Genomic DNA, 13,527 nt, shown 5'->3' with positions numbered 1-13,527 from the left:
AGACTGGCGCGCTCAGCCGATCACTTCCAGATGCCGGGCGCCGTTCGGCACCGCATCGGCCACGAGGCGCCGATCGAAGGTTGCCAGGGTGCCGTGATGGGCGCGCGCGAGGGCGAGCAGATAGGTGTCGGTGACCTGGCCGGTCGCCAGGAGCCGGCCGACGTCGACGTGCTGTGCATCGAGCAGGCTCACGTCGTCGGCCCAGAACTGGTGGCCGGGGTGCGCGCGGAGTTGCGCGACGAGCGGTGCGACCGCTGCTGGCGTTTCGAGCGTGTTCGGATAGCGCGGATGACCGATGATGCGCAGCACGCCGTTCTCGGTCAGTGGGCAGCTGGCCCAGGCCGCATGTCCGACCCGGCCAAACCATGCGTGCGCCGCTTCATGCTGCACGTGGCCGGCGTCGAGCAGTGCAATCAGTACGTTGACGTCGAGCAGGTAAACCATCACGGCGTCTCGTCGCGCAGCTGATTGACGAGTTCAGGCGTGACTGGGCGCGCGGTGCCGGCGTTCGGCAGCACGGGCAAGCCGTTACGCATGGCTGGGATGGCCGCAGCGGGCTGGAGTGCTGCGCGCGCGAGCATCGACAGCACGCGGCCGATCGACAGGTGCTCGCGCTCGGCTCGGGCGCGAGCGACCGCGAGCACGTCATCGTCAATATCGAGAGTGGTTCGCATGGAGATTCTCCGGCGTCATCACGCATCAAGCATCACATTGTAGCTGAGCAGCATCAAACATCAAGCATCGCCCATCACCCGAACCGATGACGTGCGCCGCCACCGCGACGGCGCGGCGCGCGGCTGCTATCGTGTGAGCGTCCTCGATTCCGCCGGCCGCCGCCCATCATGACCGCTTCCTTCGATCTGTCCTCGTATTTCGAGCGCATCGGCTACGACGGCCCCGTCGCGCCGACGCTCGACGTGCTGCATCGTCTCCACCTGCTGCATCCGCAGGCGATTCCGTTCGAAAACCTCGATCCGTTCTCGGGCGCACGCGTCGCGCTCGACGCGTCCGCGCTCGTATCGAAGCTCGTCGCGCGGCGCCGCGGCGGCTATTGCTTCGAGCAGAACCGGCTGTTCTACATGGCGCTCACGGCGATCGGCTTTCAGGTGACGCCGCTGATCGCGCGCGTGCGCTGGCAGCGGCCCGACGACGTCGCGACCCCGCTGACGCACATGCTGCTGCGCATCGATCTCGACGGCGACGCGTGGTTCGCGGACGTCGGCTTCGGCGTCGTCACGCTGACCGCGCCGCTTCACCACGCGCTCGGCGTGCGCCAGCCGACGCCGCACGGCGCGTTCCGGCTCGTCGCCGCGTCAGTGCCGGACGAGCTCGTCAGCGAGTTCGAGACGCCGCAAGGCTGGCAGCCGGTCTACCGGTTCGCGCCGAAGCGCGCGGAGTGGGTCGATTACGACGTCGGGAACTGGTACACGTCGACGCATCCGGAATCGGTGTTCGTGCACAACGTGATCGCGTGCCGCGTGCTGCCGGACGGGCGCGCGACACTCGTGAACGACATGCTGACGCTGCGCGACCGCGCGGGCGACGCGAGTGTCGAGACGCTGCGCGATGCGCGCGCGTGGGCCGCGCATCTGCGGGAGACGATGAAGATCGACGTCGACGGGTTCGACGTCGGCGCGCTGTTCGCGCGGGTGGCGGGGCTGGGCGGCGCGCTCGTCACGTCGTCCGCCGTGCGGGATCCGGCGCTTACCGCTCGTCAGACCACAGCTTTCCGCCCGTCGCCCAGTTTTCCTTCTTCACGTCGGTCAGGATGATGTCGACGGAATTCGGCTCGCAGCCGAGCGTCTCGCACGTGACGCGCGTGATCGCGTCGACGAACTGGCGTTTCTGATCGACGGTGCGGCCTTCGAACAGCTCGATGTGGAAAGTCGGCATGGCGGTGTGTCTCCAGGTTCTATGGAAGAAAATCAGTCGCGATAGGACGGGTCGAGCCGGTCGAGCTTGCGCAGCAGCGCCGGCCATTCGAGCTCGCCCTCGAGCGCGCCATTGTCGCGCAACTGCTCGGCGGTGCGGGTCGCGACGGCCTCGTTCGGCACGACGTACGGCGGGGCGCCCGCCTGCGCGCGCAGCTGGATCTCGCACGCCTTGATCAGCGTATCCATTCGCACGTACGCCTCGGCGACCGTGCGGCCGACCGTCAGCGTGCCGTGATTGCGCAGCAGCATCGCGGACTTGTCGCCGAGGCTCGCGGTCAGCCGCGCGCCTTCGGCCGGCGAGAACGCAAGCGCCTCGTAGTCGTGGTACGCGAGATCGCCGTAGAAGCGCAACGCGTGCTGCGACACGGGCAGCAGCCCGTCTCGCTGGATCGACACCGCGATCCCGTCGACGTTGTGCAGATGCATCACGCAGACCGCGTCGGGCCGCGCGACGTGCACCGCCGCATGCAGCGCGAAGCCGGTCACGTTGACCGCATGGTCGCCGGCGCCGATCCGGTTGCCGGCGATGTCGATCTTCACGAGGTTCGATGCGCATACCTCGTCGAACGCGAGGCCGAACGGGTTGATCAGGAAGCGGCCCGGCTCGCCGGGCACCGTCGCGGACAGGTGCGTGTAGATCACGTCGTCCCAGCCGTGCAGCGCGACGAGACGGTATGCGGCCGCGAGATCGACGCGGAGCTGGCGCTCGGCGTCCGAGATCGGGCCGTCGTCGAGGACGACGTCAGAGCGGTGAGCGAACGACGACATCGGATTCTCCCAGGGGGCGCCGCGCGAGCCGCACGACGAGCCACGTCGCCAGTACGAACGGCGCGGTCAGACACGTGAGCCCGGCGTGCATCGCGAGGCCTTGCAGCAGTGTGGCGGCGAGCGTGCCGGCGAGCGCCGCGCCGGCGCCGCGCGGCGCGAGCGCGATCGCGGTCAGCGCGCCGTTGAAGCCGAGCAGGCCGGCCGCGAATGCGTCGCCGCCGCCGGCGCCGAACGCGAGCATCAGCGCCGATGATACCGCCGCGCCGCCGAGCGCGAACAGTGCCGCGCGGCGCGACGACAACGCGAGGCCGGCGACGATCAGCGCGCCGGGCCACGCGCCTTGCGCGAATACGGTCTGCGCGACGCCGGCCAGCGCGGCCGGCCCGAACGCGGCGAGCGAGGCCGGCGCGGCGGCCGACACGGCGTCCGCATGCTGCAGCGCGACGAACGGCAGCCACAGCGCGGTGACCGCGAGGCACGGGCTCGAATACGGGGACTGACGCCATTGTGCGAGCGGCCGTGCGAGTGCGCGCTGGACGAGCGCGGCGCCCGCGGCCGCGAACGGCGCGAGCGCGATTGCGGCCGGCCACGGCGCGAACGTGACGACGGCGAGCGCCGCGAGCGCACCGTTGAAGCCGTGCAGCCCCTGGGCGACCTCGCCGCGATCCGCGCGCGTCAGCATTGCGGTGACGTTCGACGCGATCGCGCCGAGCAGCGCCGCGCACGCGAGCCGCGCGTCGGTCAGCGCGAGCGCCGCGAGGATGCACGCGCCGGTCCACGCATTGCCCTGAAGCACGATCTGCCCGATGCCGCGCAGCAGGATGCGCAAGTCGATCGGCGGCGTGTCGAGGGCGTCGGTGGACATGGCGGCGGCGAATGGGGGGAGAAGCGCGAAGCATAGAGCAGATCGCGCCGCTACGGCATAGCGGGCGGTTGATAGCCGGGATTTGCGTTTCGACGCCCGAAACGGGCGGTCACGCGCGTGCGGCGTCGGCAGGAACACGCGTGGCGGCGGTCGGCCGCGCCAGCGCGAGCGCCCGCCCGTCGTGCGCGGCGGCGAAACGGTCGATTCGCGACGCGATCAGGTCGGGATCGCGGAGCACGACCCAGTGTCCGCCGTCGATTTCCTCGCGCACGTAGTCGCCGAGCCAGCGGTCGAGGTCGAGCGACAGCTCAGGCGTCACGTAACGGTCGCGCATCGGCACGAGGATCTGCACCGGCGTTTGCGCGTAGCGGCCGCGCGGGTGCCGCGCGCGCGCGATGAAGTTCGCGCGGTAGAGGTTCAGCCCGTTCAGCGCGTTGCGCAGCTGCGTGGGGTCGCGCTTCGCGCGAATCCGCTCGGTCAGCCGCAGCCAGCGCGGCCACAGCGCGGCGCCGCCGAGCCGCCACGCCAGCGACGGCACGAGCGGCAGATGGAAGAACGCGATGTACCACGACTTCAGGCTCTGCCCGAGCCGCGGCTTCGCCCGGAACACGTGGTCGAGGCACGGGCCCGAAATCGACGTATACGACGCGAGCCGCTGGCGGAACGTCGGGTCGGTCGCGACTTCCCAGCACTGGATCGACCCCCAGTCGTGGCCGACGAGGTGAAACGGGCGGTCGGCGCAGGTCGCGTCGGCAACCGCCTTCAGGTCGTCGGCGAGCCGTGCGAGCGAGTAGTCCGCGCGGCGGCGCGGCGCGTCGGACGCGCCGGCGCCGCGCACGTCGTACGCGATCACGCGGTAGCGCTTCGCGAGGCGCGCGCGGATCGGCTCCCACACCGCCGCCGAATCCGGGTAGCCGTGCACGAGGATCACCGGCGGCGCGCGGCGCGGGCCGCTCACGTAGACGGCGAGGTTCACGTCGCCGGATCTGACGGTCAGCATCGCTTCAGGTGGTGGAATGCGCGGCGGGATGGGCGGGGGGATTCGCGGCCGGACTCGCGGCCGGATGCAGCGGCACCCGGCGCGGCGCGGCCTGCGCGGCGTAGCGCACGTTCGTCGCGTCGATCTTCGCGAGCAGCCCGTCGATCCGGCCCAGCACCGCGCGGTTGTCGTGATCCCACGGATGGAAGCCCGGCCGGAAAAAGCTGAGCCATTCCTTCGCGATGTTCGGGAACACGCCGTCGCGCGGGCTGTACAGGAACTTCACGAGATTCCACATCCCGCCGAACTTCCAGCGGCCGTGCCGGCGGCGATGCGCGAACATCAGCCGCACGTGGTAATCGAACACGATCAGCCAGAACAGCAGCGTCGTCAGCAGCATCGTGCCGGTGCGCATCAGGTAGCGCTTCGGGCCCGGCTTGATCACCGCGTTCCACACGTCGTACGACACCGACTTGTGCTCGGTTTCCTCGAGCGCGTGCCACAGCCACATCTGCGTGTAGCCGTCGACCGAGCCGTCGATCCGCTGGCCCGTGTCGGACAGCAGCGTGTCGGCGAGCATCGCGGTGTAGTGCTCGAGCGCGATCGTGATCGCGAGCTGAATCGACGGCGGCAGGATCTTGCGCTGGACGTTCAGGATCGCCCACAGGCGCTTGTCGAGCTTGTGCGCGGGCAGGCCCGCGGCCTGCAGCAGGTCGTTGTACTCGACGTGCTCGCGCGTGTGCATCGCTTCCTGGCCGATGAAGCCCATCACCTGCTTCTTCAGATCCGGATCGGTGATCCGGTCGCGGTAATGGCGGACCGAATCCATGAAGAAACGCTCGCCGGCGGGGAACAGCAGCGACAGCGCGTTCATGAAGTGCGTGACCGGCACGCCCTTCACGTGCCAGTCGCACGCGCGGTCCGGCGGCAGCGCGAAACGAATGTCGCGACGAATCGGCATCATGACGGTTCTCCCTGTTTGCCTGTGTTGTTGTACGTGACGGGGGCGGCGGCCGGCTCGCGCGCGGCGCGGCGGCGGGCCTTGCGGGCTTCGTGGCGCGTCGCGAGCACGACGAGCGCCTGGTATGCGGCGGGCAGGATGCGCGCCATCCAGTCGGCGGCGCGCGCGTCGCGGCCGATCAGCACGCGGCGCTTGTTCTTGCGCACGCCGGTGAGGATCGTGCGCGCGGCGTCGTCGGCCGTCGTGATGAAGAACTTCTCGAAGTCGTCCTTGCCTTGCTGCTCGCTTTCGAGCATGAAGCCGACCATGTTCTTCGAGATGCGGCTCGACTGCGCGATGTTCGTGCGGATGCCGCCCGGATGCACGCAGGTCGCGGACACGCCGCAGTGCGTCATGTCGAGCTCCTGGCGCAGCGACTCGGTGAAGCCGCGCACCGCGAACTTCGTCGCGTTGTAGCCGCTCATGCCCGGCTGAGCGAAGATCCCGAAGATGCTCGACGTATTGACGACGTGGCCGTCGCCCGCCGCCTTCAGATGCGGCAGGAACGCCTTCGTGCCGTGCACGACGCCCCAGAAGTTGATGTTCACGATCCACTCGAGATCGCTGTATTCCATCCCGTCGATCGTGCTCGACAGCGCGACGCCCGCGTTGTTGAAGATCAGGTTGATCTTGCCGTGCGCGTTCGCGGTGTCGTCGGCCCACGCGAACATCGCGTCGCGGTCGCCGACGTCGAGCACGCGCGTCGTCACGCGCACGTCCGGCGCGAGCGCGCGGACGATCCGCTCCGTCTCCGCGAGGCCGACGGCGTTCCTGTCGGCGAGCGCGAGGTGGCAGCGCGCCTGCGCGAGCTGCAGCGCGAGCGAGCGCCCCATGCCCGAGCCCGCGCCGGTGATCGCGGCGACCTTGTTGGCGAAATCTTTCATGCTGGCTGTCTCCGTTGTTGTGTCAGGCCGCTTCGGCCGATGCGGCCGACGCGTTCTGTGTGGTGGCTGGCCGCACGGCGGTTTCGTGACGCGGCGCCTGGTACGCGTGGTAGTCGGCCATCGAGAAGTGCGCGCTCGCCTGCCGGAAGCGCCAGGTGAAGCCCGGCCAGAGCGTCGTGTTCTTGCCGCTTCGCGGGTCGAGGTACCAGCTCTTGCAGCCGCCCGTCGACCAGATCGCGCGGGTGAGTTGCGACTGGATCCGGTCGTTGTAGCGCGCCTCGACGAGCGGGCGCACTTCGATCGCGTCGGCGCGCTCGCGGCGCATCGACTTCAGCGCGCCGAGAATGTATTCGACCTGCGACTCGATCATGAACACCATCGAGTTGTGGCCGAGGCCGGTGTTCGGGCCGACGATCATGAAGAAGTTCGGATAGCCGGGCAGCGACGTGCCGAGATACGCGTGCGCGCCGTCGCGCCACGCATCGACGATGTCGAGCCCGCCGCGGCCGACGATCGCGCCGCGCGGATACGGGTCCGCGACCTGGAAGCCGGTGCCGTAGATCAGGCAGTCGACCTCGTGACGCCGGCCGTCGGTCGTCACCACCGCGTTCGGCTCGATCCGCGCGATGCCGGTCGTGACCACGTCGACGTTCTGGCGCGACAGCGCCGGGTAGTAGTCGTTCGAGATCAGGATCCGCTTGCAGCCGATCGTATAGTCCGGCGTGACGGCCTCGCGCAGCGCCGGATCGGGAATCTGCCGGCGGATGTGGCGCAGCGCGAGCTTCTGCACGTTCTTCATCAGCGACGGATGCACGGCGAAGCCGAGCACGCGCGATTCGAGCATCCAGTACAGGCCGCTGCGCACGACCTTCTGCGTGAACGGCAGCGCGCGGAACATCCAGCGTTCGAGCTTCGTCAGCGCGCGGTCCGGCTTCGGCATGATCCACGGCGGCGTGCGCTGGAACAGCGCGAGATGCTTCACGCGCGGCGCGATCTGCGGGACGAACTGGATCGCGCTCGCGCCGGTGCCGATCACCGCGACGCGCTTGCCGTCGAGGTCGTAAGCGTGATCCCACTGCTGCGAGTGGAACGCGGCGCCCTCGAACGTGTCGACGCCCGGGATCGCCGGCAGCGCCGCGCGCGACAGCCCGCCCATCCCCGCGATCAGCACGCGCGCGGACAGCCGCTTGCCGTTCGCGAACGTGAGGCGCCACCGGTGCGCGGCTTCGTCGTAGGTCGCATTCGCGAGTGCGTGGCCGAAGCGCAGGTGCGGGCCGATCCCGAAGCGCTGCACGCAGTTTTCCAGATACGCGCGGATTTCCGGCTGGCGCGCGAACATGCGCGTCCAGCGCGGGTTCGGCGCGAACGAGAACGAGTAGACGTGCGATTGCACGTCGCATGCGCACCCGGGATAGTGGTTGTCGCGCCACGTGCCGCCGACCGACGCCGCCTTCTCGAGCACGACGAAGTCGGTCACGCCGGACTGCTTCAGGCGAATGGCCATCCCGAGCCCGGCGAAGCCGGTGCCGATGATGGCGATGTCGATCGATTCGTCGATGCCGTGCTGACCGAACGGGTCGAGGGGCAGGGTGCGAGCGTTCATCCGGGCGTCTCCGCTATGGCTCATTTTTAAATGTTACATTGAATGATGTAAAGATAGTGGGTGAACCTCGAAACCGCAAGAGGGTAGACAGTGGACTCTAAGCGGGGGAAAACCGGCGGGAAACGCGTGGGGGAACGGCGAAGCGATAGACCGGACGCGCGGTTCCGCAGGCGGAAACGCTTGTCGGGAGCGGGTTCGGCGGGAACAGGGCGGGCCGCCGGCGAACGGCCGCCCGGCGGCGTCAGGACCGGCCGCCTGCGGCGTAAGCGATCAGGGTCGGATCAGTTGCGGGGTCGTCTCATGGAAAACCCCGGCGACGATCGTCACCTGCGCGAGCGCATAAAGGAACCAGATCAGATAGTCGATGCCCGCGAACGCGTCGAGAAAGCGGCCGATGCCGATCAGCGTGTCGGACGCGACGAAGACCAGGCTGCCGAGCGCGATCCACGGGCCGCGCGTGCGTGCGCAGAGCGCGAGGGTCGCCATCGCGCACAGCACGAGCATGTAGACGGCGACGGGCGCCGCGAGCGGGCCCAGATGCGGGAGGAACGCCGCGTAGAACGCCGGCGCGACGACCCACAGCGCGAGCAGCGCGGCGAGCCGCCAGCCGTGCGGACGCGCGCGCCAGCGCGTGAACACCGCGCAGTAGCCGAGATGCGTGAGCAGGAACGCGCCGAGCCCGCCGATGAATGACGGCGGCCAGCCGGGCAGCGCGAGCAGCACGTCGCCGAGCACCGCGGCCGCGAGCGCCGCGCACAGCCACGTGCGCACGCGCGGCGCGGCGCACGTGAAGCCGGCGCCGAGCAGCAGCACGCCCATCGCGGCTTTCGCGGCGGCCTGGCCCGGATAGGGCGCGGCCGGCAGCGACAGCCCGTAAAGGATCGCGGCCGCGACGGCGAGCGGCCACAGGCGGCGGTAGGCGGCGGGAAGCGTGGCGGGACGTGTGACGATCACGGCGGGGCGTCTCCTGGAGCGTGGGGCGTGACCGTTACCGGTCGCGATCGTCTCGCAGTCTGGACCGCGCGAGCTCGATCGATTGATGCAGCTTGGCTTCGAGCGCTTCGCGCGGCGGCAACACCGTCAGGTATTCCGCGACGTGGATGCCGCTCTTGCCGAGTTCGAGCAATTCGATTTGCTCCTGCTTCTTGCCGGCGCACAGGATGATGCCGATCGGCGGCTGCTCGTCCGGCTCCTGTTCGTGCTTCGCGAGCCAGCGCAGATAGAGTTCCATCTGGCTCTTGTATTCGGCTTTGAATGCGCCGAGCTTCAGTTCGATCGCAACGAGTCGCCTGAGCTTGCGGTTGTAGAACAGCAGGTCGAGATAGAAATCGTCGTCGTCGATCGACAGTCGCTTCTGGCGCGCGACGAAAGTGAAGCCGGCGCCGAGTTCGAGCAGAAATTGCTCCATTTCACGGAGGATCGCGTCTTCGAGATCCCGTTCGAGATAGCGGTCGTTCAAGCCGAGGAAGTCGAGCACGTATGGATCTTTCAGGACGACGTCGGGCGTCAGCCGCTGTGCTTCCCGCAACTGCGCGAGGTCGCGCCGGATCACGTCGTCCGGCTTGTGCGACAGCGCGCTGCGCTCGAACAGCATCGACTGAATGCGCTCCTGCAATTGGCGGGACGACCAGCGCTCGAGTCGGCACATTTCGATGTAGAAATCGCGTTTGAGCGAATCGTCGATGTAGATCAGCGCCTTCAGATGGGTCCAGCTCAATTCTCTCCGCAATGCGGAGAGAATCGTTTCGTCAGCGAAAACCTCCGCCGCGCGCACGCAGTGCCTCAACTGTTGTTCGCTCCAGCCTCGGCCATACTCGGCCGTGAGCCGTCTGGCCAGTGCCGCAACGACTTCATGTCCGTATTCGGCCCGCGCGCCGCCCAGCACGTCGTCGCGGATACGACAGCCGACCTGCCAGTACAGCAGCGTGAGCTCCGCATTGACGGCCACGGCCGCGCGGGTGCGAGCGCTGTCGATCAGGTGTCGAACGTCGTCGAGCAGGGCGGTGGGAACCAATTCAGTCATGTGTCGGCGGCAGCCGGGGCTTGGGCCGGATGCGGATGGGCGAAGCGGTCACGTTACCGGAAACGTGGTGGTGACGGAACCATGTTGGTCGTTTGGCCAATTTTCTCCGCACCGCGGAGAAAATTGCCGCGCAATGCGCGATCAAGTGCCCCCGTGGGGTGCCCGCCGAACGCCCCGGTTAGCGCTCGCGCGGCGTGCCCCGCCTTGCTATCATCCGCCGCGGGATGCCTTTTCCCGCCCGGCTGCGCTACAGGATTCGCAAGCCAGCGCGACGGCCGCCGCACCGGCAGCGCCGCGCGTTCCCAATGAATCCGTGTCGGCTGCGTCCCCAACCCTCGACCCTCGGACGCGGCCGGCTTCTCGAAAAACAGGTTCGTCATGTCCGAACTTATCTATGGCGACGGCGCGATCCGTCGCGAGTCCCCCTACGGTTCGTCGATCGAAAACACCTACGCGGGCGTGCTGTCGTTCATGCGGCGCAAATACAGCCGCGACCTCGACGGCGTCGACGTCGCGATTTCGGGCGTGCCGCTCGATCTCTCGACGACGTATCGCTCCGGCGCGCGGCTCGGCCCGGCGGCGATCCGCGCGGCGAGCGTGCAGTTGTCGGAGCTGCATCCGTATCCGTGGGGCTTCAATCCGTTCGACGATCTCGCGGCCGTCGACTACGGCGACTGCTGGTTCGACGCGCACAATCCGCTGACGATCAAGCCGGCGATCGTCGAGCACGCGCGGACGATCCTGCGCTCGGGCGCGAAGATGCTGACGCTCGGTGGCGACCACTACATCACGTATCCGCTGCTGGTCGCGCACGCGGAGCGCTACGGCAAGCCGCTGTCGCTGATCCACTTCGACGCGCACTGCGACACCTGGGCCGACGACGCGCCCGACAGCCTCAATCACGGGACGATGTTCTACAAGGCGGTGAAGGAAGGGCTGATCGATCCGGCGACGTCGGTGCAGGTCGGCATCCGCACGTGGAACGACGATTTCCTCGGGATCAACGTGCTCGACGCCGCGTGGGTGCACGAGCACGGGCCGCGCGCGGCGGTCGAGCGGATCGTCGGGATCGTCGGCGAGCGGCCGGCGTATCTGACGTTCGACATCGACTGCCTCGATCCGGCGTTCGCGCCCGGCACCGGCACGCCGGTCGCGGGCGGGCTGTCGTCCGCGCAGGCGCTCGCGATCGTGCGCGCGCTCGGCGCGGTGAATCTCGTCGGCGCGGACGTCGTCGAGGTCGCGCCCGCGTACGATCACGCGGACATCACCGCGATCGCGGCCGCGCACGTCGCGTGCGATCTGCTGTGCCTGTGGCGGCAGAAGAAGGTGGCGGCGCGCTGAAACGCGCCGGCCGGCCGTCGTTGAAGTGGAACGCCCGCGCGTTTGTGCGTGGGCGTTTTGCGCGGGCGTTCCTGTTGAAGCGCGCCGTTCCGGGCGCGGTGCGCGTTACTTCGCCGCCAGTGCGGTCTGAGCGCGCTTGTCGTGCCACACGTTGTCGGCGACCGTCAGCTTCTGCGGGATCAGCTTCGCGCCGTAGAACGCATCGGCGACACCTTGCTGGGACGCGACGATCCTGTCGTCGACCGGCGTCGTGTCGTACGGCGCGCGCCTGACCCACGTGTCGACGAGCGGCTGACGGAGCCCGACCACCGGCGCGATCAGCGCGGCGGTCTCGGCCGGATGGCGATTCACCCACTGGCCGGTTTCGCGCGTCTGCTGCAGCACTGCGGCGACGATCTCCGGATGCTTTTGCGCGAAATCGCGCGTCGCCTCGTAGAAGCTGTACGTGTTCGACAGCCCCGTGTAGTCGGCGAGCGTGCGCGCCTTCAGCGAATCCTGCGCGGCCGCGTAGTACGGATCCCAGATCACCCACGCGTCGACGTTGCCGCTTTCGAACGCGGCGCGCGCGTCCGCGGGCGGCAGGTAGACCGGACGGATCTCGTCGTAACGCACGCCGGCCTTCCGCAGCGCCGTCAGCAGCAGATAGTTCGCGCTCGAGCCGCGCTGCAGTGCGACCTTCTTGCCGCGCAGATCGGCGACGTTGCGCAGCGGCGAATCGGCGCGTACGAGGATCGCCTCGCCGTGCGGCGCGCCCGGCTCCGCGGCGACGTACACGAAGCGCACGCCGCCCGCCTGCGCGAACACCGCCGGCGGCGCGCCGGTGTAGCCGAGGTCGATGCTGTTCGCGTTCAGTGCCTCGAGCAGCTGCGGCCCGGCCGGGAACTCGAACCAGCGGACGTCGTAGCCGAGCGGCTTCAGCCGCGTCTCGAGCGTGTGCTGCGCCTTGATGATCGCGAGCAGCCCGGCCTTCTGGTAGCCGATGCGCACGATCCTGTCGGGCGCGCTTTGCGCGAAAGCGGAAGCGGTCGACAGCGCGACGAGCGCCGCGGCGGCGGTTTGGGTGATGCGGCGGGTGATGCGGCGGGTGATGCGGCGGGTGATGCGGGGCATTCGGGCACTCTCCATGCGGCGTTCTTCGAAGGGCGGCGCGAAGGCCGTCCGGGTCGAAGCATCGTCGCACGGGCTCCGGCGCCCTCCAACGAAGCATTTCCGCTATGGATATGAGATGCGCCGGCCCGGCGCAAGCCCGTTACCCGTGCGAACAGGCCCTAAGCTTTGCCCGTTTCGTCGTCCGGCGACGGCTGGCGCGCGGCCTGATCGCTGAGCTTGCGGTCGAGGATCGTCGCGACGCGGCCGCCGAGGTATGCGCTTGCCGCGTTCTCGAGCGCGCGGTTCGTCTCGCCTTCGACGAACACGGCCGCGAGCGGGCGCAGCCGCCAGATCGCGTCGACGAGCGCGGGCACGTCGGTCGGCGGCGGCAGCGAGCCCTCGTCGTAACGGTCGAGCCGCTTCACGACGAGACCGACGAGCAGGCGCGCGATCGCGTCGAAATGCGGCCGCGCGAGGCCGAACACGTCGAGCAGCTCGCGCACCGGAATCCCTTCCTTGACCATCGCGGCCGCCGCTTCGAGCAGCGCCGGATTCTTCGCGACGAACGACAGCCCGTGTCGCTCGAGCAGTCCGAGATCGGTCACGCGCGTGATCGCCGTGGGCGAAACCGGCCCGAACATCTGCACGAGCGTCGCGAGCGAGTAGGTTTTCGGCAGTTCGTGCGACCAGGGGCCGCCGATCGCGTTCTCGAGGCCGAGGATCGAGCGAAGGTCGTGGCCTTCGTCGATCGCCATGATCAGATCCTGGATGTTCGACAGCGTGTAGCCGCGCGCGAGCAGATGGTTGACCAGCTTCAGGCGGGCGACGTGCGTATCGTCGTAGATGCCGACGCGGCCGCGTTTCTCGGGCGGCGCGAGCAGGCCGCGATCCTGGTACGCGCGGACGTTGCGCACGGTCGTGTCCGTCACGCGCGCGAGTTCGTCGACCGTGTACTCGTTGCGGGCCGCGTCCGGGGCGGCGTCGTCGGGTGGGGTGGGAGTCGGTTTGGGCATGCGGCCATTCTAGCGCGAGCCGCACCGC

Annotated in this window: 15 protein-coding genes; 2 read left to right on the top strand and 13 right to left on the bottom strand. The window is 68.9% G+C overall.

Annotated features, from left to right (window positions below; genetic code table 11):
* Positions 1 to 12 precede the first annotated feature (12 nt).
* Together HZI36_RS07775 and HZI36_RS07770 are read right to left on the bottom strand one after the other, a co-directional pair.
* A complete protein-coding gene (locus HZI36_RS07775; RefSeq protein ID WP_179402061.1) occupies positions 13 to 444 on the bottom strand; it encodes a TA system VapC family ribonuclease toxin in 432 nt (143 codons plus the stop codon).
* Positions 444 to 674: a CopG family transcriptional regulator gene (locus tag HZI36_RS07770; RefSeq protein WP_179402060.1), complete on the bottom strand. Its 231-nt coding sequence runs from the start codon at positions 672 to 674 to the stop codon at positions 444 to 446. Before HZI36_RS07770 ends, HZI36_RS07775 begins: the two co-directional genes overlap by 1 nt.
* Before the next feature lie 168 nt (positions 675 to 842).
* Between HZI36_RS07770 and HZI36_RS07765 the strand changes: the two genes are divergently transcribed.
* Positions 843 to 1,772 (top strand): arylamine N-acetyltransferase family protein, encoded by a 930-nt coding sequence (locus tag HZI36_RS07765; RefSeq protein WP_179402059.1) that lies wholly within the window; start codon positions 843 to 845, stop codon positions 1,770 to 1,772.
* Here the strand turns inward: HZI36_RS07765 and HZI36_RS07760 are convergent.
* The 9 genes from HZI36_RS07760 to HZI36_RS07720 all read right to left on the bottom strand — a co-directional run bounded on the left by HZI36_RS07760 (position 1,705) and on the right by HZI36_RS07720 (position 10,056).
* Positions 1,705 to 1,893: a 4-oxalocrotonate tautomerase gene (locus HZI36_RS07760; RefSeq protein ID WP_179402058.1), complete on the bottom strand. Its 189-nt coding sequence runs from the start codon at positions 1,891 to 1,893 to the stop codon at positions 1,705 to 1,707. The genes HZI36_RS07765 and HZI36_RS07760 overlap by 68 nt on opposite strands.
* A gap of 32 nt (positions 1,894 to 1,925) precedes the next feature.
* Positions 1,926 to 2,702, bottom strand: a complete 777-nt coding sequence (locus tag HZI36_RS07755) for a class II aldolase/adducin family protein (protein ID WP_179402057.1) — start codon at positions 2,700 to 2,702, stop codon at positions 1,926 to 1,928.
* Positions 2,677 to 3,567 carry an urea transporter gene (locus HZI36_RS07750; RefSeq protein ID WP_179402056.1) on the bottom strand — a complete coding sequence of 297 codons (891 nt, stop codon included), beginning with the start codon at positions 3,565 to 3,567 and terminating at the stop codon, positions 2,677 to 2,679. Before HZI36_RS07750 ends, HZI36_RS07755 begins: the two co-directional genes overlap by 26 nt.
* A 109-nt stretch (positions 3,568 to 3,676) precedes the next feature.
* A complete protein-coding gene (locus tag HZI36_RS07745; RefSeq protein WP_179402055.1) occupies positions 3,677 to 4,567 on the bottom strand; it encodes an alpha/beta fold hydrolase in 891 nt (296 codons plus the stop codon).
* 4 nt (positions 4,568 to 4,571) lie between these two features.
* Positions 4,572 to 5,510, bottom strand: coding sequence for a metal-dependent hydrolase (locus tag HZI36_RS07740; RefSeq protein WP_179402054.1), 939 nt, complete (start codon positions 5,508 to 5,510; stop codon positions 4,572 to 4,574).
* Positions 5,507 to 6,430, bottom strand: coding sequence for an SDR family NAD(P)-dependent oxidoreductase (locus HZI36_RS07735; protein ID WP_179402053.1), 924 nt, complete (start codon positions 6,428 to 6,430; stop codon positions 5,507 to 5,509). The genes HZI36_RS07740 and HZI36_RS07735 overlap by 4 nt, the downstream gene beginning before the upstream one ends.
* 22 nt (positions 6,431 to 6,452) lie before the next feature.
* Positions 6,453 to 8,033: a flavin-containing monooxygenase gene (locus HZI36_RS07730; RefSeq protein ID WP_179402052.1), complete on the bottom strand. Its 1,581-nt coding sequence runs from the start codon at positions 8,031 to 8,033 to the stop codon at positions 6,453 to 6,455.
* Positions 8,034 to 8,303: 270 nt separating this feature from the next.
* Positions 8,304 to 8,984 (bottom strand): lysoplasmalogenase, encoded by a 681-nt coding sequence (locus tag HZI36_RS07725; RefSeq protein WP_179402205.1) that lies wholly within the window; start codon positions 8,982 to 8,984, stop codon positions 8,304 to 8,306.
* Positions 8,985 to 9,021: 37 nt separating this feature from the next.
* A complete protein-coding gene (locus tag HZI36_RS07720) occupies positions 9,022 to 10,056 on the bottom strand; it encodes a PDDEXK nuclease domain-containing protein (RefSeq protein ID WP_179402051.1) in 1,035 nt (344 codons plus the stop codon).
* A 378-nt stretch (positions 10,057 to 10,434) separates the two neighbouring features.
* On the opposite strand from HZI36_RS07720, the gene speB reads away from it, so the two are divergent.
* Positions 10,435 to 11,397 carry an agmatinase gene (speB, locus tag HZI36_RS07715; RefSeq protein WP_179402050.1) on the top strand — a complete coding sequence of 321 codons (963 nt, stop codon included), beginning with the start codon at positions 10,435 to 10,437 and terminating at the stop codon, positions 11,395 to 11,397.
* 105 nt (positions 11,398 to 11,502) lie between these two features.
* Here the strand turns inward: speB and HZI36_RS07710 are convergent, their stop codons facing one another.
* Positions 11,503 to 12,507 (bottom strand): sulfonate ABC transporter substrate-binding protein, encoded by a 1,005-nt coding sequence (locus HZI36_RS07710; protein WP_179402049.1) that lies wholly within the window; start codon positions 12,505 to 12,507, stop codon positions 11,503 to 11,505.
* Positions 12,508 to 12,665: 158 nt separating this feature from the next.
* Complete coding sequence (locus HZI36_RS07705; RefSeq protein WP_179402048.1) at positions 12,666 to 13,499, bottom strand: MerR family transcriptional regulator; 834 nt, start codon at positions 13,497 to 13,499, stop codon at positions 12,666 to 12,668.
* Between the last annotated feature and the right edge of the window lie 28 nt (positions 13,500 to 13,527).

Origin of the sequence: Burkholderia guangdongensis, assembly GCF_013403875.1 — a bacterium.
Taxonomy (GTDB): Bacteria; Pseudomonadota; Gammaproteobacteria; order Burkholderiales; family Burkholderiaceae; genus Burkholderia; species Burkholderia guangdongensis.
This window is presented reverse-complemented; position numbering and strand designations above follow the sequence as displayed.